Source organism: Streptomyces violaceus, assembly GCF_036014075.1.
In the GTDB taxonomy this organism is placed as follows: Bacteria; Actinomycetota; Actinomycetes; order Streptomycetales; family Streptomycetaceae; genus Streptomyces; species Streptomyces violaceus.
In genome coordinates this window covers 344,204-366,698 of sequence record NZ_CP107911.1, presented here as the reverse complement: position 1 = coordinate 366,698, position 22,495 = coordinate 344,204, and the positions used below count along the sequence as shown (strand labels likewise).

Sequence of the window (22,495 nt, the reverse complement as noted above, 5' to 3'; positions counted from 1 at the left end):
GATGGGAACAAGGCGACTGCCCGTGAGCACAGGCTCCTCGGGCCGGGCCGGGCCGGGCCTGGACGGCTGCCGGCAGGCGGCGGTACGCGTCCGGTAGGTCGGGGTCGAACGACGCTCCGTGTCGCCCGCGGCGAGGGGCGCCGAGGCGCTCGTGGTGTGCGGCGAGCAGAGGGCTCAGCGGCAGCCGGTCATCGACCGGAGCGTTCACACCCGGTTCGATCGGGGCAACAGAGGTGCTCCGGAGTCGTGTCGAACCAGGAGGTGGTCATGAGAGGAGTGTGTGATCTTCTCGTCGTCGCTGTCAATGGTGCGGGTCGCCGGCTGCATCGGATGCCGGGGCCGGGTGTTCCGGTTCCTGCGAGAGCTCGGCGTCGGCGCCGGTTACGGGACGGTGGAGGCCGCAACTGAGCGGCTCCGGCGCCTGCCTCTCGGCGAAGATCGGGGGCGGGGCGCAGGCGATCTTCGCCCGAGGCACCGGACGCGAGTGAGCGACTCCAAGGGCATTCAGCCGACGTCGAAGACGTTCGGCAGCCGGAGGAGGTAACGGGTGCGGTCGTGCCGCTTGAGTGCCTCCAACTCGGGGGCCCGGTACAACGGGGTCACGGTGCACCGCTCGGCGGTCGAGCCGATGTGTTCCAGCAGGGCGTTGACTGCCTGCCGGGCCGAGGAGTTGGCGCCCTCCATGGTGGCGAGATCGATGGGCACGGCCACGTAGTCGCCGGCCAGGAAGAGGTTGGGGATCTGCGTGGCCGACCGCGGGCGGTGGTGGAAGGTCCCCACCGGGTGGATGAGCAGCTGTTCCTCGTTCACAGGGTGTGGCGTGCCGAGTCCGTCCACGGCCGGATCGAGGAACCAGGAGTGCAGCACGGAGTCCTTCAGGACCGTACGGCCGCTGTCATTGAGCGCCGCCTTCAACTGTGCCCACACCTCGCGGGCGACTTCGGTGCGGGTGCATTGCTTGGCCGTCTTGCCGTACAGGATGCCCGGGCGGTCCCACTCGGAGACGTCCACGGACAGACAGTCCGCGACCGTACCGTCGCCGAAGTCGGTGGGGAAGTCGTGGCCCGGCCAGTGCTGGGCTTGGGCGATCGCGGTCAGCGACCACGGGGAGTCGATGAGGTCGAGGTGGCCGTGCAGGATCGGCGTACGTTCGGTCAGATAGAACTGTATTCCGGTCATCCAGTCCGTCTCCAGCTGGTCACACTCGGCCAGTTGGGGGTCAGCGGCGCGTACGGCGGAATTCCATGTGCGGCGGGCGTGCTCGACCGGCATCGCCGAAATGTAGTGGTCGGCGGTGACGGTCCGGCGCGCGCCTTCCGGGTCCTCCACGACGGCTCCGGCGATCACACCCGCGCCCAGGGTCAGGTCCCGTACGGTCCAGCCGACGCGGAACTCGACGCCGAGTGACCTCAGGTACGTCACCCAGGGGTCGATCCAGGCCTCGTTGGTGGGCGCGTTGAGGATCCGGTCCAGTGGGCCGTCCGCGCCCCGCCCGAGGAGGTTGAAGGCGAAGGCCTCCAGCAGGGTGGCGACCGTACGGGTGCTGGCTTCCTCCGCCTTGGTGGCCACGATGTTGCGGGTGATGCCGACGGCGAGAATCCGCTGGTAGTCGTAGGACATCCGTCCCGCTCGTACGAACTCCCACCACGGCGTCCGCTCCCATACGTCGTCGCGGCGCTCGTCGCAGCTGGTGAGGAAGACCAGGAAGCGGTTGGCGAAGTAGAGAGCCTCGTGAAGGGGGAGGTTGAAGGCCGTGTCCAGGACCGAGGTGAAGGCGCGGCGGATCTCGTCGGGGGTGAGTTCGGCCGGGGTGTTGCCTGGCCAGGGCAGCGGGATCCGGATGTCCTCGCGGCCGCCCGACCGGGCGAACAGCATCTCCTTGGGGGCGACGAGGTTGTCGTGGACACCGTTGGAGTTGCCGGGGTAGGGGATGCGCCGCATGGTCTCGGGCAGGTTGTGGTAGATGCCGGGGATGAAGCGGAAGCCGTGCTCCCCGGGCAGGGGGCGGCGGCCGCCCGTGCCGCTGCCCGGTACGTCCATGCTGCGGGCCTTGCCGCCCAGCGCCTTGCGTTCGTAGACCGTGACCCGGAAGCCGCGCTCGGCGAGTTCGTGCGCGGCCGTGAGCCCGGCTACGCCCCCGCCCAGTACGGCCACGGTCTGCGGTGCCGCGCCGTTCTCGGCCGAAGCCCGCTGGGGGGTTCCGAGGGCGACCCCGCCGCCGGCGGCCGCGGCCGTGCCCAGGAACCCTCTGCGCGTGGTGCTGCCCATCGCCACCCCTTACCGTCGGTAACATCGGCGCACGAGGATATGGGCGAGGCAACAATCCCGGAAGACGGCCGACGCAACTTTGACTTGATGCCGCATCACTCGGCGGCGGTCACGGCGCACGCTTCTTCAGGAAGCCGGTGACACCGCCTGCCGGCGGGCTCGTTCGGCCAAGGCGTCGGCGAAGGGATGGTACTCGGCCAGGTAGAGGAGCCTCCTGGGGCGAGGAGCGCGGCCACTGTCTGCGCCCACCTGGGACAGATCGTGGGTAACCTGCTCTGCAATGCCCGCGTCCAGGCTCCTTTCGGCGCCCCTAAATACGTACGTATGGGCGCGACCTGGATGATCGGCAGCATTCCCGAAATCGGTGAGCGACACCATCAAGCGGTCAACTGGTGAGCGACACCATCAAGCGGTCAACTCGGTCCAGGCAGCGAAGGGTTCGTCCGGAGGCGAACGGCACCTGGTTCATCGCACCGGCGGGGGCCCCTCATCCGGTCGGCCCCGGACGCCGGGTCGCCGGTGCCAGGGCCGGGGGCCGGACGGCGGGCGGTATTCGACGCCCAGTGCGTCGAGCCGGGCGTAGTGCGCGGCGGCCATCCGCCGCTCGAAGTCGGCGAAGTCGCGTTCGGGGGACGGAGGAAGAGGACGCCAGGCGACCTCGGCGAAGGCCGACAAGCGAGGAAAGACCATGTAGTCCACGGCCCGGGCCGAATCCATCGTCTCCGTCCAGACATTGGCCTGGACGCCGATGACATGCGCGGCTTCTGCCCTGCTCAGGGAGTCGGGCACCGGCTCGAAGCGGTAGACGTCCTCCAGGGTACGTACATGGGCGATGGGAACGGGCTCGTGGGGGCCGTCGGCCTGCCGCCAGTCGAGGTAGACGTGCTCCTGCGGGCACATCACGACGTCGTGGCCCGCTCGGGCGGCGGCGATGCCGCCGGCGTAACCCTGCCAGGACGACACCACCGCACCCGGTGCCACGCCGCCCTCCAGGATCTCGTCCCAACCGACGAGCCTTCGGCCCCGGTCGGCCAGCCAGCGGTCGAAGTGGTGGATGAACCAGCTCTGCATCTCAGCCTCGTCCGCCAGGCCCAGTTCACGGATGCGCCGTTGCACGGTGGGGCTGGCCCGCCACTGCTCCTTGGCACACTCGTCGCCGCCGATGTGGACGAACTCGGACGGGAAGATCTCCAGGACCTCGGCAAGGACGTTCTCGTAGAACGCCAGCGTGGCCTCGGAGACGTTCAGCACGTTGAGGCTGATGCCCCAGTCGTCCCACGGCGCCAGCGCGGCGGTGTCGACGACGTCGGTGTTGCCCAGTTCCGGGTAGGCGGCGATGGCTGCCTGCGAGTGGCCCGGAATATCGATCTCGGGTACCACGGTGATGTGCCGCTCGCGGGCGTAGGCAACGATTTCGCGCAGGTCGTCCTGGGTGTAGTAGCCGCCGTGCGGGCGCTCGTCCCAGAGCGGGCTCTCCTCGAGCCCGATCCGGCTACGGGCTCGCCACGACCCGACTTCGGTGAGACGGGGGTATCGGCCGATCTCGATCCGCCAGCCCTGGTCGTCGGTCAGGTGCAGGTGGAGCACATTCAGTTTGTGGGCAGCGAGCAGGTCGACGTATCGCAGAACCCCGTCCTTCGGCATGAAGTGCCGGGCGACATCCAGCATCATGCCGCGCCACGCGAAGCGCGGGGCGTCCGCGATACGCACCGGTGGCACGGTCCAGGACCCTTCACCCAGCGAGGCGCGCCGGAAGGCATCCGGGCCGAGCACTTGCCGCAGAGTCTGGGCGCCCCAGAAGACCCCGGCCGGGCCACCGCCCTCGATCAGCACGCCGGAGCCGTCCGCGACCAGCTCATACGCCTCGGGGCCGAGCGCTACGAGCCGCTCGGTGACCCGCAGGGTGATGGCCCCCTCTGCTCCGGGCGTCGCGGGCTCCAGCGGCAAGCCCGTTGCGGTGCCGAGCACGGAGCGCAGCCAGCGGGCGGACGTGCCGCTCGCCGCGTCAGCCGCCACTCGGGTGTCGAAGCCGAGGACGAAGGGGCTGCCATCCACCGAGCCGGGACGGATTTCGAGGGGTGCGGGAACGAGATCCATGGAGCGTTGACCTTTCGGGTGGAGACCAGGGCAACAGTAGACGCGGGCCGGAAGGTGCGAGAGGTCTGCCGTAGCTTCGCAATACGCCCATGACCAGGGGCGGGGATGGAGTCACGTCCGGCATCGAACCGGGCAGGGGGGCGCGTGCTGGGTCGCCCGCGGCGGTCGCTGCGGCCGCGGGGCCGGCCGGGGTCCGTTGTGGGTCAGCCCGCCGCGCGAGCGGCCCGGCCGGGCCGGGGTCGGCGGTTCTCGCGATCCGGGCACAATGGATCGCTTCGTCGACTGGGAGGCCGCCGCGGCGACCCCATCGCGCTGATCCACACCAAGTCGGTCGCGAGCCCGTGACCGGCCCCTGCGTGGGCTCCTCGATGACCTGCCTGCCCACGCAACGAGCGTCAGGCGGGAGCGGGCTGGATACGGGCGGGGACGTGTTTGTGCCAGGGAGTGCCGGCGATGGGGTCGCGCCAGGTGAGGTCGGTGAGGCTGTTCAGGGCGACGCCGGTGCGTTCGGTGCCGCCGTCCTCGGTGGGCAGGTCGAGGCCGAAGCCGTTGGGCAGGGCCGCGTGCCCGGGTTGCAGGCGGTCGTCGATCTCGACGACCGCCTGAGCGGTGCCGCGTGACGTGGCGACCTGGGCGAGAGCGCCGTCTGACAGACCGAGCTGCTGGGCGTCGTGCGGGCTGACGCGCAGCGTGCCCTGGGGGTCGCGCTTGCGCCAGGTGTTGTCGCGGAAGATCGTGTTCGCGGTGAAGGCCCGGCGCTGGCCGGCGGCCAGGACGATGGGGAAGTCGTCGGTGGTGTGGACGGCGGGGGTGGTGTCCAGGTCGGCCAGGAGGCCGAGGAGTTCGGGGACGGGCAGCGGGATGCGGTGGCCGGGGTGGGGAACGTATTTCCAGGCGTCGGTGTACTCGTCCTCGGTGAACGTGATGCCGGAGCGGCTCTCCAGCATCGCCTCGAAGAGGGCATCGGCGCTTCGAGGTCCGGCCCGGCGCATGGCGGCGGGGTACTCCTTGGCGATGCGCTGCGCGAGCGCCCACAGCGCCGCGGCGGAGCGGGCGCCTGCGGGAAGGGTGGGGCCGAGGGTCTCGTACAGCAGGTGCGGTGCCATGGCGAAGGTGGACTTGTCGACGGCGGCCAGGGCGGCGAAGGCGAGCTTGTAGGGGGTGCGGCCCAGGCGGACCGCCGCGTGCAGCAGGGTCAGCCTGCCGCGGGGGCCGGCGTCCAGTTCGCGGACGAGGCGGGCGTAGATCCCGAGGAGGCCGACCAGGCACCAGGCGTCGGTGCCTGGCTTGACCTGGAGGTGTATGTCGGCGAGGTCGGCGGTCTCTGTACGCACCGGGTCGATGACGATCATCGTGCGGGAGGGGTCCTTGGCGATGTCCTTGAGCACGGTGCGGGCCCGTGGGACCGCCAGGGGTTCTTGCCGAGGAAGAGGGAGACTTCGGCGCGGGTGAAGTCGCCGGTGGTGTGGCCGCCGGTGAGGTGGGCGTTGACGAATCCCTCACCGGTCTTCTCGCAAGGGGGTTGGAGCGGTAGCGGGCGCCCAGAGGGCGCAGCAGGGCACCGCTGTAGGCACCGCCGAGGTGGTTGCCCTGTCCGCCGACGCCGTAGAAGAAGATCGACTCGCCGCCGTGGGTGTCGCGCACGTTCTTCAGCCGCGCGGCGATCTCGCGTAGGGCGGTGTCCCAGTCGATGGGGGTGAAGCTGCCGTCCGCCTCCCGGCGCAGGGGTGTCGTGAGACGGGCGCCGCCGTTTTGGTAGTGGTCCAGGCGCAGCCTTGTTGCACGTGTAGCCGGCGGTGGCGACATGGTCCTTGTCGCCACGGATCTTGGCGAAGCGGCGGCCGTCGGTCTGGATCTGGATGCCGCAGTTGTTCTCGCACAGGATGCACGCGCTCTTGTGCCAAGGGGCGGTGTCGGCGGTCATCTGCCCTGTCTCCTCAGGCGGTGGACGGCTGGGGCAGCCCGTCCCGGGGAGAAAGCCCGGGGCGCGGGGTGGTGAGGGCGGTGAGGTTCTGTTCAGCCGAGCGGGTTGGTGGTGTCGCGCAGGGTCGCCAGAGCCAGGCCGTACATGCGGGCCTTGTTGGTGCCCAGGGTGTCGCCGGCCTTGTTCACCTGTGCCTGGGCGATCTCGATCGCGGTGGAGCGCACGGCGTCCTCGGCGACCGCATGGTCGACGATGCCGGCGGCCGCGGCGTCGGCGCCGCCGTATCGGCGGGCGGTGAGCATGGCCTCGTGCGCGGTCTGCGGCGCCAGCCGGGACTGGATGAGCGCGGCCATGCCGGGGGTGAAGGGGATGTTGATGTCCGCTTCGGGCAGGCACCAGTAGCCGCGGTCGGCGCGCATCACGCGGAAGTCGTGGGCGAGGGAGAACATCGCGCCGGCGGCGAAGGTGTGCCCCTGCAGCGCGGCCACCGTGACGACCGGCAGCGACAGCATCCGCGCGAACAGCTCATGGACGGAGACGACATAGTCCTGGTGCTCTTCGGCGTGGGCCAACAGCCACTCCAGATCGAGCCCGTTGGAAGTAGAACTTCCGGCTCGCAAAAGCGCAGGTCTTAACCGCCCGTTGAAGGTCCCAGCGCACGGCGGGACGCCTCCTGCTCGCTTCGGATCGGTCCCGTTCACACCCCTGTCCACTCCAAGCGCGGCACGACACCTGATGGGTACGCAGCTTCCTCACTTCTTCGCTTCGAACGCCCTTAGAGGGTGTCTCACGTATCAAGTTTCGCTGCGGACCACGTGCGGGATCTTGAGACCACGAGCAGCCCCATGGCAGGCTCATGCCGCATGATCGATGACTTCGCGAAAGACAACCTGCACGGGAGACTGCGGCGGGACCGCAAGGCGCTGCTCTGGAAACTCGACGGCTTGTCCGAATACGACGCCCGCCGACCTTTGACAGCGACCGGGACCAACCTCCTCGGCCTGGTCAAACACGTGGCCACCGTCGAGGCCAGGTACTTCGGCGAGGTCTTCGACCGCCCTTCCCCGGAACCGCTGCCCCGGTGGCAGGACTACAACGGCAGCGATCTGTGGGCGACCGAGGACGAGACCCGCGATCAGATCATCGGGTTCTACCGGCGCACGTGGGAACACTCGGACGCGACGATCAACGAGCTTCCCCTCGACGCCCCCGGCCACGTGCCGTGGTGGCCGGAGCCTTATCCCAACACGAACCTGTTCGCCGTCATGGTCCATGTCCTGGGCGAGTCCATCCGGCATGCCGGGCACGCCGATATCCTGCGCGAGGGCCTCGACGGCCGGACCGGGGTACGCGCCGAACACGAGAAGCAGATCGACGAGGAAGCCCGTGCAGCCTACTGCGCGAAGATCGAGCAGGCCGCCAGGTCGGCCGCACCAGTCGAGACTTAGAGGTTGTCTCACGTGACGTGATGTTCGTGCGGCATGCTGCCGGTCGTGGGTGCTGATCTCTCTTGATCGCCGCCGCCTTCACGTCAGGGTTTTCGGGTCGGCTGCCTCTTCGTCCGGGGGCGTGTCCGCGTCGGCCGGTGGCGGGACGGGCGGCTGGATGTCCTCGGGCAGGTTCTGTTCGGCCCAGATCACCTTGCCCTGCGGGGTGTACCGGGTGCCCCAGCGCTCAGCCATCTGCGACACCAGGAACAGGCCCCGGCCTCCCTCGTCCGTCGTCGCGGCGTACCGCAGATGGGGTGAGGTGCTGCTGCCGTCGGCCACCTCGCAGATCAGCGTACGGTCGCGGATCAGCCGCACGTGGATCGGCCCGGCGCTGTAGCGGATGGCATTGGTGATGAGCTCGCTCAGGATGAGCTCCATGGTGAAGCCGAACTCTGACAGGCCCCATGCTTCGAGCCTCTGGGACACAGCGTCGCGCATGCCCGAGACGGCGGCCGGGTCCGCAGGTACATCCCAGTCGGCGATGCGGTCGCGCGGCAGTACCCGAGTGCGGGCGACGAGCAGGGCGACGTCGTCCTTGGGACGATCGGGGAGCAGGCTGTCCAGCACGTCCTGGCAGGTCTCCTCGGGCGGCCGGCCGGAGTGGCCCGTCAGTGCATCGAGCAGCAGTTCCATTCCCACGTCCAGGTCGCGCCTGCGGTCCTCGATGAGGCCGTCGGTGTACAGGACGAGCTGGGTTCCCTCCGCGAGGCACAGCTCCGCGGTCTGGAACGGCATGCCGCCGAGGCCCAGGGGCGGACCGGCCGGCACGTCCGGGAAGGTGGCGGTTCCGTCCGGCTGGACCAGCGCGGGCGCCAGATGCCCCGCACGCGCCATGACGTAGCGGCGCGTCACAGGGTCGTAGATCCCGTACAGGCAGGTGGCGCCCACGACGCCCGCTGCACTCTCCGCCGTCTCGTTCTGGTCGATGCGCCCGACCAGGTCATCTAGATGGCTGAGCAACTCGTCGGGTGGCAGATCGAGGGCGGAGAAGTTGTGCACCGCGGTCCGCAGCCGTCCCATCGTGGCGGCGGCGTGCAGGCCGTGGCCGACCACATCGCCGACGGCCAGTGCCACCCGGCTCCCCGGCAGCGGAATCACGTCGAACCAGTCTCCGCCCACGCCCGACTGGGCGGGGAGGTAGCGGTAGGCGATGTCGAGGGCGTTCTGCTCGGGCATGGCCTGTGGCAGCAGGCTGCGCTGGAGGGTGACTGCCAGAGCGTGCTCGCGGGTGTAGCGGCGTGCGTTGTCGATGCTTATCGCGGCACGGGCCACCAGCTCCTCCGCCAGCGACACGTCCTCTCCGTTGAAGCGCTCATGCTGTTGCGTGCGCCAGAAGGTGGCCATGCCCAGCACGACGCCACGGGCCTGGATGGGGGCGGTGATGAGGGAGTGGATGCCGTAGTCGATGATCGCCTTGGCCCGCTCGGGGTCCTGCACGCGCCATCCCATGGCGGTCGGCAGATCGCTCACCAACTGGGAGCGGCCGCTGCCGTAGCCGCGCGCCTGGGGCGTGGAGGGAAGGTAGTCGAAAAGCCGGCCCTGTTCGGAGAGCGGATGGTCGTCCTGAATGCCGCACACGGCCGCGCGTCGCATGTCCGTCCCCGTGAGGGCCGGCTCCTCGCCGTGCAGGACGGCGTCGGCCAGGTCCACGGTGACGAAGTCCGCGAAGCGAGGAATCGGGACCTGCGCCAACTCGTCGGCGGTGCGCAGCACGTCCAGGGTGGTACCGATGCGGAGTCCGGCGTCGTACAGCAGCCTGAGTCGCTCCCGTGCCACCTCCGCCCTGCCGGTCACCGCCTGCAGCTCGGTGGAATCGCGCAGTGTCACCACCGTTCCCTCGGGACCTCCTCCGAAATCCGTGGGCCGTTGGTTGACCGCGAGCAACCGCTCGCCCGCGAGGTGCACCTCGTCGGTGGCCTCACGCCCGGAGGCAAGCAGCGCCTTCATCTCGGGATCGAGGCCCGGCAGGTTCGAGACGAGCTGCCCCTCGACGTCCGGGGGCAGCTCCAGCAGCCGTCTGGCCTCGTCGTTCGCCAGCATCAGCCGCCCGTCGGCGGCCACGATCAGCACCCCTTCCCGAACGGAGTGGAGCACCGTGTCGTGGTGCTCGTACATCAGGGTCATCTCGTCCGGGGCAAGGCTGTGTGTCTGGCGTCGCAGCCGCTTGCCCACCAGCGCCGTCACACCGGTGGACAACACGAGCGCTCCGGCGCCGGCGCCCAGGATGATCGGTAGTTGCCGGGACAACTGACTTTCGACGTTCTTGACCTTCATCCCGGCCGAGACGAGTGCCACCACCCGGCTGTCGGCGTTCTCGATCGGGACCGTGGCCTGCACCTCGCGACCGAGCGGGCCGTTGATGCTCTCCACGTAGACCTTCCCCGCCAGCGGCGGCCCGATCTCGCCCACGAACCGCTTTCCGATCCGGTCCGGCAAAGGGTGTGTGTACCGGATGCCCTCAGTGTCCATGACCACGATGAAGTCGACGCCTGCGGCCCGGCGTGCCGCCTCGGTGAGCGGCTGGAGAACCTTGCTCGGATCCGGAGTCTGCAATGCCGCCAGGACACCTGGTGAGTGCGCGAAGGTCTGTGCCACGGCCGTGGAGCGTCGCCTGGCCTCGGCGCTGTTGTCCCGCTCCGACTGCAGGATGAGGGCGAAGACGCCGCAGGCCACGAGCAGCACTACCAGAGCCACCTGGAAAACCAGTACCTGCCCGGCTACGCTCCGCGTGCCCTTGCCGAGGAGGCGCTTGACTGATAGGTGTCGAAAACGGGCGAAAGGATTCGCCATGCGACCTTTCTAGCATCGGTGATCCAAAGTGGCCAGGGCTCGGCCGAACCGTGCCCGGCCGACCTCGGACGCCCGGGCGGCGTGTGCCGCATGACTTCGGCTACTCCGGGCATGGCCGTCCGTCGCGCATTCGCGCGGCCGGCGCATGATCCTTCCACGCCAGGTGCCCGATTAGGCCGATATGATGCCTTTTGTGATCATGTCTGCACCTCCCGCAAAGCGGTGTGGCAGCCGCGGCGGGGACGGAACCCATGCGAGCGGCCGGAGAACGTCGGTTCGTAGTACGCCCCCAATAACAGGCGGACCACTTCACCGACGAGCTTGTCCGACCAGGTCGGCAGCCCCAGCGGACGCGTCTTCTCATTCTTCTTCGGGATATGAACGCGCCGGACCGGACGAAAGCGGTAACGCTCGTGGCGCATCGCCTCGATGATCCGGTCGATCTTCCGCTGTGACATGCCGTCCACGGTTTCTGACGTGACCCCGGGCGTCATCGCACCATGGTTGGCGTAGATGCGCCCGTAGGCCAACAGATACAACTGTGGATTGAACAGCTGCCGATACAGTTCATCACACGGCAGGCTACGCCTGCCGCGTTCACGCAGGACACCCAATACCGTTTTGGCGCTCTGCATTGCGCATACCTCCCGAGTCTGGGTGACCGAATCACCTGGCCCCCTGCGCCCGATGCGGACGGCTTTCCCGTCCTCCCTGGCCGGTCGTGACTCCGGCGACTACTACAAGGCCTCCGTCGCCATAGGACTCGCGTCCCGTAGGCGATCCCACGTTCGTCCCTGTCTGTACGTCCTAGCGCGACACAGGCGTCCCACTCATCTCCTTGAATGTCCTCGCTGGACATCGCTCCGCCCCCCGGAAGTGCTCCAACCAACAATCGAAGCTGGAGCAGAGTGCGGCGCCGGTTTCAGCTGTCATTTCCGGCGGATGGGAACTTGCATCTTCTGGAGATTGGGCTTCAAACAATCCAGTCTTCGCCATATCGCGCGGGCCGCCCAGCACACCGTCCCTGACAACTGGGCCCGGTCACTGGTTTTCTGACATGGTGTTGTCCTCTTCACCTTTCGGATCCGGGTAAGTCATCCGGCCCAGAAACCTCCTTCCGAGTTCCTCCCGGCTCAGCCGGGGATACAAAAGGGCGCCTCGTGGCGCACAAGGTCCGCTCGATCACCCACCGGTAGGTGCCCAGCCCGTGTCGTGCCGGGTGCCGCGGCGGGCGATGGCTGGCACGATGCCTCGGTCGCGGATCTGGTTGCGGTAAAGGTCGTGGTCGTAGCCGCGGTCGGCGAGGAGCGAGTCCGGCTTGCGACGGGGACGGCCGACCCTGCCACGGACGGGCGGGATCGCGTCGAGCAACGGCAGTAGCTGGGTGACGTCGTTGCGGTTGCCACCCGTCACCAGGGCCGCTAGCGGGGTGCCATGCCCGTCGGTGATCAGATGATGTTTCGAGCCGGCCCGGCCCCGGTCAACCGGCGAGGGGCCCGTGTGGATCCCCCTTTTAACGCCCTGACGTGCGAGGAGTCGACCACGCAGCGGGACCAGTCGAGCTCGCCGCCGCGTTGAACTCGGCGAGCAGTAGCTCGTGCAGCCGCTGACACACGCCGGCCTCGTCCCAGTCCTGCAGACGGCGCGAGCACGTCGTGCCCGAGCCAAAACCGAGTTGCTTCGGCAGGTACTCCCACTGGATCCCGGTGTGCAGTACGTACAGGATCCCGCACAGCACATCCCGGTCCGGCGGCGGCTTGCGGCCCGGGTACCCAAAGCGACGCTCGCGCTGCGGCAGCAGCGGCTCCAAGCGGTCCCACAGCTCATCCGAGACCATGCAAGGCGGACTCTCCACACCAGGCCGAACGCTCAATTCCCATGTCGACAACGGCCGTCAGGGGCGATCCATCTCATTGTGTTAGCCGCTGTAAGTGGCGTTCGGCAGCGTAGGGTGGTCCGCCCGAGTCCGGCTCAGGTCCACTTGAGTCCCCTTGCGAAGCACTAGCTATATCCCCTCCTGCCGCTTACCCGACGTACTCAGCTGACAATCTCGAACACTCCTCCGAGTGAGCGCGCGATGTTAAGGGCTCGCAGAGGAACTACATGCGTGCGAGCCCTAACAACGGCTAACACAGTGAGCCGAGTTGCCGGTGGGTGATGAGAAACAGGCGAGTTTGAGGAACGCTTCGTGGATGTCGGCTCGGCGTTCCCAGCGGATCCGTAGGCGCCGGAAGCCGTGCTTGTATGCGCGCAGAGGCCCACGCTCCCGAACCGCGAGGCACCGGCCCCGGCCGGCCTTCGGGAAGCCACAACCCCCGACCCGGCACCCCGCTACGACGTCGGCATAACCGTCAACGCCCCGACAGTCTCAAAGCCATCGGCCGCCCCGGACGACAAAGATCAAGCTCAGCGCCAGGAACACCGCCGTGATCGAGGGGGTCACCTCGTTGCCGCCCATCGTCGTCGCCGACCTGTTCGGCCTCCCCCCTCCACCGCCGAGACAGGGGCGAAATGCGCCAACAAACTGGTACCCACTACCGCCGCCGAGTACGACGAGCGGAAGCGTCAGTAGGACTGGGTGATACGACAGGGCCCGCCGCCTGTGGAGGAGGGGGCGGGACTGGAGGACCGGAAGATCCTTTGCTGGCTGTGCCTGGAGGGTGGGAGGTAAGAGCCCGCGTGTGAGAGATATGTGACCCTGTGTTCAAGAAGCCAGCTCAGAGTCATCCAGAAGCTCTGGAGCGCCTTACCGTCATCAACACGCCCAGCGCATCTCGGATTGCCCATACCTTCCGAGGGAAATCGCATCAGTCGGATGACGAAGGGATGAAAGCGTGCGGATACGAGCTCTGCTCACCGCCGGGGTCGCCACGATTGCCGCTATTGGTTTCACGACCCCTACCGCTCAGGCTGCCGAGCCCCTGCCAGCCGCCGTGGCAGCTGCCGAACAAACCAGTGCGGGGCCCGCCAAGTCCACCCTGACAGTCCGCGGCCCCGCCAACAAGGCTGCTCCTCAGGGAGTGTTGATCACCTGCTGGATCGAGCAGCAGGGCGGCGACCCGCATGTACGCACATCAACCCGAGGGGCCGGCGTGAAGGCCGCCCTCAAGTGTGACCACCCCGTCCAGGGCATGACCCTCACCGGTCAGATGTACTACTACTGGGGAGTGGCGGACCTGTTCTGGAGTGCCAGCGGGGCGCCGGCCACCGTCAACGCGGGGCCCGGAGCCACGGAGCTGCAGAACAAAGACACCACAGCTCAATGCGCCAACAAAGACAAGACGTGGTGGTACGGCGAGTTCAAGGGGAGGGTCACCTACGCTACGCCCGACGGCGGCACCACAACTGGGGAGCTGATTTCCAAGAACTCCACCGACGCGGAGCTCGAATGTAGCCCCGTTTTTTGACGGGACCGAAGGGTAATCGCGCAACGTAGCGGAAAGGGCAGTCGTGGAGGTTCAGAAATTCGATGACCGGCGGATCAGCAGCAGCCACGACTGCCCTTCCTACTTCATCGAACAATGGGCGTGGCAACTATCCGACAATGGTCGGCGTATTCACAGCCTCGTCTGTGCTACATACGCCCTCACCGGCTGCGATGTCCTTGAGGCAATCGAGTGGGCGAGGAATCATCAATCCAACCCGGGTTCCTTCGTCCTGCATGCCGCTACCTGGACGAATCATGGCTTTCTGGAGACGCTGCGGCTTACCGGCAAGGCTCCTGAACAGGGCTCAAGCAGCTCTGACAGCCAGCCCTAAAGCGTGTTGCAGAAGGCCGTGATTTTGCAGGTCAGAGCACGGCCGCGGCTGTTCTGATCACGAGGCCAGGGCGAGGTTGTGCATGTGAGCGACGGCTTGGACCGCGTGGTGGAGGCCATCGCCGTGCTGTCGGCAGTCGCGGAGGATCTTGTAGTTCTTCAGCCGGCCGATCGCATGCTCGACCCGCGCACGGACCCGCCGGTGCTCCGCGTTGTCGGCTTCTTCTCCGGTCAGCAGTGGTCGGCCGGGGCGTTTACGGTGAGGGACGACCAAGCCGGTGTTGATGCAGGCGCCGTCGCCGAGCACGGTACGCCCTGGCACTGGTCCGGCAGGCCGGAGTCGCGTCGCACATGGGCGTCGGCCTTGTTGCCCCGGTGCCGGGCTGGCGGTGGCCACGACCAGGCGGGCGTCGGCATCGGTGATGACCTGCACGTTTGCGGAGAACCGGTAGTTGCGGCTCGAGGCACCGACCTGCCGGTCGCGCACCGGGACCAGCGTGCCGTCCACGATCCACAGCCGGTCCGCGGTGTCGACGGGACATGAGACCGGCTCGAGGGCGAGGAGGGGCCGTAGCCGCTGGATGACCCTGCACACCGTGGCAGGCGAGACCCCGAACATTGTCGCGAGCTGCCGCATGGTGATGTTCGTCCGGTAGCAGACCGTTACCGCCAGCACCCGGTCGGCAAGCGGCAGGCACCATGGACGGCCGACCCGCGGCCCGTCGCCACCCCGCTCCCGCACCACCTTCAACAACCGCTCGAACTGCTTCGTCCGCAGTCCTGTGAACGTCTCCACCCACAACGGCTCAGCCCTCAACACTCCACGTATACAAGGGAAATGCCCTGATCACGGCCTTCTGCAACACGCTTAAGGGCCGTCCCGTAAATGATCTTTAGCGCGGGAGAGTGCGATCGGCCGACTGGCGGACCGCTCTCTATCCGGCGAGGGCGAGGTTGTGCAGGCGGGCGATGCCACGCACGGCGTGGTGGACGCCGTCATCTTTGAGACGGCAGTCGCGCAGAGCTCGGTGAACGGGGTTATCCAGGACGACTCCGACGCCGTGATCACACCAGCCACGCCGTGATCATCACCTTCCGGCTGATCCATCCAGCGGGGCGAAGGCGAGGATGTCGGGGACCGCTTCGCGCAGGCTCGCGAAGTGACGGTGCATGCCGGTCACCGCAGCCGCGGTGTTGACGCCCCACACCGTCATGCCGGCCCGCAGCCCTGCTTCGACTCCGGAGGGGGCGTCCTCAATGACCAGGCAGTTCTCGGGCCGGACGCCGAGCTGTTCTGCGGCCAACAGGTAGGGCACAGGCGAGGGTTTGCCTTCTTCCACTGCGGCAGCGTCCACGATGACGCGCGGGACCGGCAGGCCCGTCCGAGCAAATCGCCCCCGCACCCGGTGCTCGTAGTTGGAGGTCACGAGCGCCCACGCCCCCGACGGCGATACAAACCCGCTGAGGCGGATCAACCGGGAGATCAACCGTAGGACCGATGTCGTCCAGATCTTTCCCGACCCCGACGCCCTCGAACGGGGGCACTATCTACCCCCAGGACACAGGGCAGATCGACGCCACTACGACAGCGACCTCGGGCCCCCGTGCGTGCACCTGCCAGTGGGAGCTGGTCGGAGTGGAGACATGCGGCCATCGCCTGGCAGCGGATTGAGACAACGGCACGCGCACTGCGTATCGCTTCACAAGGCAGCCGCAAGCACACCTCTGCGGTCCGGCTCCCCAACAGCCAACAACGCCAACTCTCCGGAGCCGGCTGGCCAGTTCAGCAGATGACCGGTGTGACCCGCACGGAAACCACCGGGAGGTGGGTGGAGGAGGACTACCGATGGGATTCGACGAGGCCGAGCCGTTCCGAGCCCCCAGCTGGCGGCGTGAGCCCGCGCAGGATATCCAGGATTCCTTTCAGGCGGTTCTGAACGCCCTGGATGCCGCTCGCACCGAGCTTTACACGACGGAGGAGCACCGGAGGACAGGAAGCCCGCCAGCGTCCTTCGATCGCCACAGCGCAACGGCCGAACACGGCGACTCCACTCCGCCCACCCCGTCGCCGTCGTCGCCACCCTACTCACAGACACGTGGCGTGGGGCCTCGACCTGAACTGGTTCCGGTCCGTCCCCAAGGCTTCCTGCCGTCCGTCGCCGACCCGCCTCGACCCGCTCGGGAACGCCGGGCCCCGGAGGACCTCGGGGTTGAGCCGTTGTGGTCACGCGGTGTGCGGCAGGAGGCGGTCGCGCCGCCGAGTGCGGGACACCCGCCCACTGCGAGCGACGAAGGTCCGAGGCGCTCCGAACCGCCGACAGCCGTACCGCCACAGGCCGCTCCGCGGGACCGCGCGCGCCGACAACCCGATTCGTCTGGCGATACCCCGAATCCGGCCGCCCGCCAATGCCCAGCTTCGCCGGCGGACGGCTTCGTTGCCCGGCCCTCCCAGACGCCACTGCGCCCAGACCCTGTCCGCACGCCTGAGCCGAAGGAAAGCCGAGGACATCGGCGCTTCACCGAACGGCGACACCACCGCGTCGCCGGAGTCTTCGGTCTGGGCGCGGTGAGCGGATTGATCCTTGCCTCTTCGGTGCTCAGCAACAGCCACTCCGCACCGGTGGTGCCGCCTGCGTCCTCGGGGCGACCGGACCGGCCACTGCCTCAGACTCCGACCCCTGCAGTGTCGCCCCCGTCCTCCGGGCAACCGGATCGGCCGACGCCCGGCAACATTTCGCTTCCCGAGATCCCGGGCACCGGGGTACTGCGCCAAGGCGACACCGGCCATGGCGTTTACGAGTTGCAGGTACGTCTGCTCCAGATCCCACACATCTATGACGGCGGTGCCATCAACGGCCGCTTCGACACAGAGGTCCGGCAGGCTGTGGCCCGATTCCAGAAACAGTTCAGCGTCCATGGGGACGAGACCGGTGTCTACGGGGACAACACCCGTCAGGCCCTCATGCTGCGCACGAAGTAGTCGACGACAGCAACACGGATGCCATCGGCATCGCCCTGTACGACAAGGCCGGGTGTGGGCCGACAGCATCGTCAGCTTCACGCCCACGGTCCTCCGCTACGCGCCCGGCCGCCCCGCCTCCATCCTCGTCTCCAACGACATGCGGCATCTGTCGACCGAGCTGCGCTGGACGGGCTTTCCGCCCGAGCTGTACATCTGAAGCGACCGTCAGCCCATCGCCGTGCCCCATCGCGCCAAGCGAGGGCGTCGAACAGCGTGTTCCTCCAGAGCACTGGTCGGTTGATCTGACGTGTCTGTCCGGTTAGTGATCACTGACGCGATGTGGTGCCGGATCGAGCCGCTAATGCCTGCGCTGCTCTGTAGTGTGGGTGGTACAGGCCATGCCGCGCCGGCTGACGTGCTGGTGCTGAGGTGGTGGCCGCGCTGGAGATGTTCCTTCGGAGACTGGGCTCCGTCGCCCCGGTGGCACGACACGACGCCCACAACGGGGCCGGCGGCCCCCATGAAGGAATACGCGGTGCATTCCGACAACACCTACGACAGTGCCTCCGTCATGCAGTGGCTGCTGGATACGGAGTCGCTGGAGGACTTCCTGCAGTCTCTGGCCGACGCGGCTCTGGAGCTGACCCATGCCGAGGGTGCCGGGGTGACGATCGAACGCGATCACCGGCCTCTCACCGTGGCCAGCGCGGGCCCCCCGGCGCTGAAGCTGGATGAGAAGCAGTACGGCCAGGACGACGGCCCGTGCCTGCAGTCCGCCCGCACCGGCGAAGAGGTCGGCGTCGAGGACATGCTCAGGGAGACACGCTGGGGCGACTACCCGGCCTACGCCGCCGCCTGCGGGATCCGCTCCTCCCTCTCCCTGCCGATCTCCGCCCGCACCCACACCACCGGCGCCCTCAACCTCTACGCGGGCCCGCCCCAGGCGTTCGAATCCGCCGACCTCAGCGCGCTGCGCTCACTGGCCGCACAGGCCACCGGCGCCATCGCCCTGGCGCAGCGCATCGCCGACGCGCAGGCGTTCGCCGAGCAGATGCAGACGGCGATGCAATCCCGCGGCGTCATCGACCAGGCCCTCGGGGTGGTCATGGGCCAGCGCCGCTGCACCGCCGACGAGGCCTTCGGTATCCTGCGCTCCGCCTCCCAGCACCGCAACATCAAACTCCGCGACCTGTGCACCGAACTGATCACCAGCCTCACCGGCCGGCCCCCCACCAGCCCTGACCTGCGCCCCCGACCATGACACGACCGACCGCCCCGGCCCCCTGCCTGCCGGGTGCTGCCACGGCCGGTGACCGGCCGCCCCGCCCGCACCGGTCTCGCCGGCGGGCGCCGCGCTGCGTGGCGCCGCGTCGGCCCGTGAGCCTCGCGGGGGAGACGACCTACGTGGGCGTGTGCGAAGCCAGGCGGCGCCGTGACGAGGGATTCCGGCCGTGAACGCCGCGGCGCTGGGGCGTGCGCTGAGCCGGCTGCTGGAAGCCAGTCACACGGCGACGTTCGAGCAACTGCCCGGCCTGCTCGATGCGGCTGCTCGCGCCGCGGGCGCCGGCGGGGCGCGGCTGTTCGTGGCGGACCTGCAGCAGGAGGTGCTGCGGGAGGTCACCGGCATCGGGCTGAACGCCGGCCACGGCGGAGGCGAGACACGCATCGAGGGCACCCTGCCCGGCCGCGCCTACCAGACACTCCGCAGCGTTGCCCCGCCCACGGAAGGCTCCTGCTGGACGCCGGTGCTCGATGGCACCGAACGCCTGGGCGTTCTGCGCGTCGACCCGCCTCCCGGCGGTACGGACCCCCTCGACCACGAGGTGGTGCAGGCGCTGGCCTCGGTGGCGGGACTGCTGCTGATCTCCAAACGGAGCAACAGCGACTCCCACGCCCGGCTCACCCGAACCCGGAGAATGGGAGTGTCAGCGGAGTTGCAGTGGACGCTCATGCCCCCGCGCACCTTCGCCAACGGCCGGGTCACCATCAGCGCCATGATGGAGCCCGCCTACAGGATGGCCGGAGACGTCTTCGACTACGCGGTCGCCGACGGCATCGCGCACCTGGCCGTCTTCGACGCCATGGGCCACGACACGGCCGCCGGCCTGACCGCGTCCCTGGCCATGGCCACCTGCCGCAGCAACCGCCGAGCCGGCAAGGGCCTCGCCGCCACCAGCCACGCCATCGAAGAGACGCTGTCCCAGCAGTTCGAACACAGCCGCTACGCCACCGGCATCCTCGCCGACCTGGACCTGGCCACCGGGAAACTCAGCTGGGTCAACCGCGGGCATCTGCTGCCGGTGATCATCCGCGGCGGACGGTGGGCAAAGACCCTGCACTGCGCGCCGGGCGGCCCGATGGGCACCGGCCTCGACCTGCAAGCGGAGGTGTGCGTCGACCAGCTCGAACCCGGAGACCGGCTGCTGCTGTTCACCGACGGCATCACCGAAGCCCGCAACGCGGACGGCGACCTGTTCGGCCTGGAGCGTTTCACCGACTTCCTCATCCGCCACCACGCCGACGGCTTGCCCGTCGCCGAAACTCTGCGCCGCCTGATCCACGCCGTCCTCGCCCACCATGACGGCCGCCTGGACGACGACGCCACCGTCCTGTTCTGCCAGTGGCACGGCAAGTCAGCCGATCACTGACCTGCCTTCCCCGCTGTCCACTCACCACAGGACACGGGTGGGACTACTGACCGCTTCGTCCGCACCACCTGACGGCGACAGCTGCATTCGGTGGTGGACTATCGCGATGCCCACCATGTGCGCCGGAGTCAGCGCTGCCCGCAGCAGCGCACACACACCTTCGAGTACTCCATGCCGCGCGGGACGATGAACGACGAGGTCGTCCGCTCATCGAGGGGTAGTGCTGTGTCATGAACGCACTGGTGATCAACTCCACCCTCAAGCAGACCCCCGAGCCGTCCAACACCGCCGCACTGGCCCAGGTGGTCGGCGACTGGCTGGAGGAGCAGGGCGGAGTGGAGGTGGAGTATCTCCGAGCTGTCGATCGCAACCTGCATCCCGGTGTGGTCAGCGAAGCCGTCGCCGACGGCGACGATTGGCCCGCCGTCCACGCCAAGCTCCTGGAAGCGCAGATGCTCGTCATCGCTTCCCCGACCTGGCTCGGCCGTCCGTCCTCGGTGGCCCAGCGCGTGCTGGAACGCATGGACGCAATGCTTTCCGAAACAGACGACGACGGCCGCCCCGTCGCCTACAACCGCGTCGCGGGAGTGGTGGTCACCGGCAACGAGGACGGCGCACATCACGTGATCAGCGAGATCAACGGCGCCCTCTGCGACATCGGCTACACCATTCCCGGCCAGTCGTGGACGTACTGGCACCTCGGCCCCGGCCCTGGCCCGGACTACCTCGACGATCAACGCGGCCACGACTGGGCCCACAAGACCGGCCGCGCGATGGCCGCCAACCTGTACGGCACCGCACGAGCCCTGGCCGCCAGTCCCCTGGGCGCTCCACCCCAGTGACCACAGCCTGCTGTCCCAAGGCGGTCTCGGCCGCGCAGCTTCTCCTACGTGATCTACGGGAGCTCCATGGGACGCCACGGGGATCTCCCTTCACGGGAATTTCGGCCGGGCCGCACAGCACCATGAACGACGAACTGCTCGCCGTGGCGCCGGCATGCCACTCTCAGACACTGCGGGCCGATGCGCTGGACCAACACCATGATCAAAACTGAGACCGTGGAGCATCCGGAGCTTCAGCGATACCGCCCCAGCCGCTGGCTGGAGTTTGTGCCCTTGACAGCGATCCCGGGGCTTGATGCCACGGCCGCCTAACCAGCTCCGCAAAGGGACCGAAAGCCAGTGAACACTGTGGCATACACCTCTCAGTGCGGGGCACTTGAAGGTCCGCTTGACGCTGCCCGGTGGTGGGCCGTGGCGTCAGATGGGGCCTTTTGGTTATAGCCAGTTCGTCGCGGTGCGGTCAGCCGCCCGCGGGGTGGGCTTTGAGGGGAGAGTTATCAGCATGATCATTCCGGCGGAGAAGGAGCTGCGCGTGGTGCTGGCCCGGTTCGCTCAGGCTCGTATCGAACACGATGTGCACCCCACCGACCGCACCGCTCGCGCCCTTGAAGACGCCACCTACACGCTGTGCGTGATGACCGGGGCCCGCACCGCCGAGCAGGCGCTGCGGGCGGCTGATGCATTGCTCGAACAGTACGGGGCGGGCGGTGTGAGCGTCTCCCGAGAGGACGAGACACTGGCCGCGTAAGAGCTAAATTCCCTCCGCATGCTGCTCTTTCATGTCCCGTCTCCTGCCTGAAGTGCAGCAGTGCTCAGTGAGTGGAGCGGTCCGCAGTATGCGCATCATGACCATGAACGTGCTGGCACCGTCGTATGCCGACGGCTCGAGTCGGCGGGCGATCCTGGCTGAGGAACTACAGCGCCTGGGCCCCGACGTGCTCGCGCTCCAGGAGGTGACGCGCGAAGACACGGAAGCCCTTGAGCGCAGTGGCTGGCATGTGCTTCCGCATCCACGGTGGTCTGCGGAGGGGGTCGGAGCCGTGCTGGCGGCACGGCGTCCCTTCGGGCGCACGGTGTCGGACACGCTGGAGGTGACCGAGCGGACGATGGACACCGACTGGTGTGGCGTCGTTGCTGCCGAGCTCCCGCTCCCGGAAACCCTTGGCTCAGTCCTGGTGGTGCACCACAAGCCGAGCTGGCCCTACGGCTGGGAGCGCGAGAGGGAACTGCAAGCCTTGGTTACGGCCCGCCTCGTCGAAAGCGTCATGGCCGAACGATCGCTGTCTCACGCGGTTCTGCTGGGTGACTTCGATGCGACGCCGCAGGCGGCGAGCTTGCGGTTCCTCCGAGGGCTGCGGTCGCTGGGCGGCCTGAGTGTGTGCTTCCAGGACGCCTGGTCCACCGTGCACCCTGGCGAACCAGGCCCCACGTTCAGCTCCGGCAACCCCCTTGTCCGGCAGGGTGACATGCCCGAAGCCGCGGATCGCCGCATCGACTACATCATGATCCGCTGCGGTCCCCACGGTCCCACCCTGCGCATCACCTCCTGCCGGCGAGTCCTGGCGGGACCGGTGAACGGCGTGTACGCAAGCGATCATTACGGTCTGGTCGCCGACCTGTCCCTTCCTGACCACACGCCAGGTCAATGGAGAAGCCCTCACCAGCAGCGGAACACTGACCACCTACCAGCCGACCGAGGCTGAACTCGGCTTTCGG

General features: G+C 68.2%; 13 protein-coding genes and 10 pseudogenes. 10 read left to right on the top strand and 13 right to left on the bottom strand.

Going from position 1 to position 22,495, the window contains the following annotated elements; all coding sequences use genetic code 11:
- Positions 1-504: 504 nt before the first annotated feature.
- The 6 genes and pseudogenes from OG542_RS01705 to OG542_RS01680 all read right to left on the bottom strand — a co-directional run.
- Positions 505-2,268 carry a hydroxysqualene dehydroxylase gene (locus OG542_RS01705; protein ID WP_328407533.1) on the bottom strand — a complete coding sequence of 588 codons (1,764 nt, stop codon included), beginning with the start codon at positions 2,266-2,268 and terminating at the stop codon, positions 505-507.
- 465 nt (positions 2,269-2,733) lie between these two features.
- Positions 2,734-4,365: a beta-N-acetylhexosaminidase gene (locus OG542_RS01700; protein ID WP_328407531.1), complete on the bottom strand. Its 1,632-nt coding sequence runs from the start codon at positions 4,363-4,365 to the stop codon at positions 2,734-2,736.
- Positions 4,366-4,760: 395 nt separating this feature from the next.
- Positions 4,761-5,753: a molybdopterin dinucleotide binding domain-containing protein gene (locus OG542_RS01695; RefSeq protein ID WP_328407529.1), complete on the bottom strand. Its 993-nt coding sequence runs from the start codon at positions 5,751-5,753 to the stop codon at positions 4,761-4,763.
- Positions 5,754-5,991: 238 nt separating this feature from the next.
- A pseudogene (locus OG542_RS01690) lies at positions 5,992-6,171 on the bottom strand (molybdopterin-dependent oxidoreductase); the annotation flags it as partial.
- A pseudogene (locus OG542_RS01685) lies at positions 6,146-6,289 on the bottom strand (hypothetical protein); the annotation flags it as partial. The pseudogenes OG542_RS01690 and OG542_RS01685, both read right to left, overlap by 26 nt.
- Before the next feature lie 92 nt (positions 6,290-6,381).
- Positions 6,382-6,900: pseudogene (locus OG542_RS01680) on the bottom strand (enoyl-CoA hydratase/isomerase family protein); the annotation flags it as partial.
- A 252-nt stretch (positions 6,901-7,152) separates the two neighbouring features.
- On the opposite strand from OG542_RS01680, the gene OG542_RS01675 reads away from it, so the two are divergent.
- Positions 7,153-7,737, top strand: coding sequence for a DinB family protein (locus tag OG542_RS01675; protein ID WP_328407527.1), 585 nt, complete (start codon positions 7,153-7,155; stop codon positions 7,735-7,737).
- A 78-nt stretch (positions 7,738-7,815) separates the two neighbouring features.
- Here the strand turns inward: OG542_RS01675 and OG542_RS01670 are convergent, their stop codons facing one another.
- From OG542_RS01670 to OG542_RS01655, 4 genes and pseudogenes are all read right to left on the bottom strand, one after another.
- The gene (locus OG542_RS01670) at positions 7,816-10,569 is read right to left on the bottom strand and encodes a SpoIIE family protein phosphatase (RefSeq protein WP_328407525.1); all 2,754 of its coding nucleotides are present in this window, start codon (positions 10,567-10,569) and stop codon (positions 7,816-7,818) included.
- A 206-nt stretch (positions 10,570-10,775) separates the two neighbouring features.
- Positions 10,776-11,204, bottom strand: a pseudogene (locus OG542_RS01665) (maturase); the annotation flags it as partial.
- Positions 11,205-11,740: 536 nt separating this feature from the next.
- Positions 11,741-12,406: pseudogene (locus tag OG542_RS01660) on the bottom strand (IS5 family transposase); the annotation flags it as partial.
- 289 nt (positions 12,407-12,695) lie between these two features.
- Positions 12,696-12,808, bottom strand: a pseudogene (locus OG542_RS01655) (IS5/IS1182 family transposase); the annotation flags it as partial.
- Positions 12,809-13,403: 595 nt separating this feature from the next.
- Between OG542_RS01655 and OG542_RS01650 the strand changes: the two are divergent.
- The gene (locus OG542_RS01650; protein ID WP_328407523.1) at positions 13,404-13,976 is read left to right on the top strand and encodes a hypothetical protein; all 573 of its coding nucleotides are present in this window, start codon (positions 13,404-13,406) and stop codon (positions 13,974-13,976) included.
- Positions 13,977-14,385: 409 nt separating this feature from the next.
- Here OG542_RS01650 and OG542_RS01645 read toward each other — a convergent pair whose 3' ends face one another.
- From OG542_RS01645 to OG542_RS01635, 3 genes and pseudogenes are all read right to left on the bottom strand, one after another.
- On the bottom strand, positions 14,386-15,156 hold the full coding sequence (locus OG542_RS01645; protein WP_328417709.1) for a transposase family protein: 771 nt from the start codon (positions 15,154-15,156) through the stop codon (positions 14,386-14,388).
- A gap of 106 nt (positions 15,157-15,262) precedes the next feature.
- Positions 15,263-15,355 (bottom strand): annotated as a pseudogene (locus OG542_RS01640) (IS5/IS1182 family transposase); the annotation flags it as partial.
- Between the two features lie 60 nt (positions 15,356-15,415).
- A pseudogene (locus OG542_RS01635) lies at positions 15,416-15,775 on the bottom strand (HAD family hydrolase); the annotation flags it as partial.
- A gap of 4 nt (positions 15,776-15,779) precedes the next feature.
- Between OG542_RS01635 and OG542_RS01630 the strand changes: the two are divergent.
- The 8 genes and pseudogenes from OG542_RS01630 to OG542_RS01595 all read left to right on the top strand — a co-directional run.
- Positions 15,780-15,866, top strand: a pseudogene (locus OG542_RS01630) (transposase); the annotation flags it as partial.
- A 1,144-nt stretch (positions 15,867-17,010) separates the two neighbouring features.
- Positions 17,011-17,307, top strand: coding sequence for a peptidoglycan-binding domain-containing protein (locus OG542_RS01625; RefSeq protein ID WP_328407521.1), 297 nt, complete (start codon positions 17,011-17,013; stop codon positions 17,305-17,307).
- Between the two features lie 85 nt (positions 17,308-17,392).
- Positions 17,393-17,506: pseudogene (locus tag OG542_RS01620) on the top strand (histidine phosphatase family protein); the annotation flags it as partial.
- A gap of 318 nt (positions 17,507-17,824) precedes the next feature.
- The gene (locus OG542_RS01615) at positions 17,825-18,550 is read left to right on the top strand and encodes a GAF and ANTAR domain-containing protein (RefSeq protein ID WP_328407519.1); all 726 of its coding nucleotides are present in this window, start codon (positions 17,825-17,827) and stop codon (positions 18,548-18,550) included.
- A 190-nt stretch (positions 18,551-18,740) separates the two neighbouring features.
- Positions 18,741-19,937, top strand: coding sequence for a PP2C family protein-serine/threonine phosphatase (locus OG542_RS01610; protein WP_328407517.1), 1,197 nt, complete (start codon positions 18,741-18,743; stop codon positions 19,935-19,937).
- 230 nt (positions 19,938-20,167) lie between these two features.
- A complete protein-coding gene (locus OG542_RS01605) occupies positions 20,168-20,779 on the top strand; it encodes a flavodoxin family protein (protein ID WP_328407515.1) in 612 nt (203 codons plus the stop codon).
- A gap of 502 nt (positions 20,780-21,281) precedes the next feature.
- Positions 21,282-21,527 (top strand): DUF5133 domain-containing protein, encoded by a 246-nt coding sequence (locus tag OG542_RS01600; protein ID WP_328407513.1) that lies wholly within the window; start codon positions 21,282-21,284, stop codon positions 21,525-21,527.
- A gap of 97 nt (positions 21,528-21,624) precedes the next feature.
- Entirely contained in the window at positions 21,625-22,482 is an 858-nt protein-coding gene (locus OG542_RS01595; protein WP_328407511.1) for an endonuclease/exonuclease/phosphatase family protein, read from the top strand.
- The last annotated feature ends 13 nt before the right edge of the window (positions 22,483-22,495 follow it).

Bases quoted from the DNA above. Each gene is read 5' to 3' on its own strand.
- OG542_RS01675 (WP_328407527.1), top strand. From the start codon at position 7,153: ATGATCGATGACTTCGCGAAAGACAACCTGCACGGGAGACTGCGGCGG.
- OG542_RS01600 (WP_328407513.1), top strand. From the start codon at position 21,282: ATGATCATTCCGGCGGAGAAGGAGCTGCGCGTGGTGCTGGCCCGGTTC.
- OG542_RS01595 (WP_328407511.1), top strand. From the start codon at position 21,625: ATGACCATGAACGTGCTGGCACCGTCGTATGCCGACGGCTCGAGTCGG.
- OG542_RS01605 (WP_328407515.1), top strand. From the start codon at position 20,168: ATGAACGCACTGGTGATCAACTCCACCCTCAAGCAGACCCCCGAGCCG.
- OG542_RS01705 (WP_328407533.1), bottom strand. From the start codon at position 2,268: ATGGGCAGCACCACGCGCAGAGGGTTCCTGGGCACGGCCGCGGCCGCC.
- OG542_RS01700 (WP_328407531.1), bottom strand. From the start codon at position 4,365: ATGGATCTCGTTCCCGCACCCCTCGAAATCCGTCCCGGCTCGGTGGAT.
- OG542_RS01670 (WP_328407525.1), bottom strand. From the start codon at position 10,569: ATGGCGAATCCTTTCGCCCGTTTTCGACACCTATCAGTCAAGCGCCTC.